This window comes from Psychrobacter sp. GW64-MNA-CIBAN-0177 (assembly GCF_040309585.1).
Classification (GTDB): Bacteria; Pseudomonadota; Gammaproteobacteria; order Pseudomonadales; family Moraxellaceae; genus Psychrobacter; species Psychrobacter okhotskensis.
Map to the genome: position 1 here is coordinate 1 of NZ_JBEOOY010000230.1, position 273 is coordinate 273.

Annotated in this window: 1 protein-coding gene; it reads right to left on the minus strand. The window is 41.8% G+C overall.

What is annotated here, in order from left to right; all coding sequences use genetic code 11:
• The coding region (locus AAEY79_RS14875; protein ID WP_352289147.1) for an AraC family transcriptional regulator at nt 1-237 on the minus strand (237 nt) is incomplete at its 3' end.
• Between the last annotated feature and the right edge of the window lie 36 nt (nt 238-273).

Below are 273 nucleotides of genomic sequence, written 5' to 3' on the forward strand. Positions count from 1 at the left end.
GTCCAGAACTGTTCTGGAAGTTAGTTTCAGATCGATGGCAGCGCAGGATAATCGACGAGAGCGAACATATTCACCCCGCGCAATGCCGGTCGCCTGTTTAAATAAACGTTGAAAATGCCATCGTGAATAACCAGATTTTTCAGCAATGATTTCTACTGGCAAGGTTTTATTCAATGAACATTCAACCCACTGTACAATATCTTCGACAACACTTTCAGAATATTTTTTGGTGTCCATCCGCTCCCCCTCAAACCATATTCGATAAATATGTTC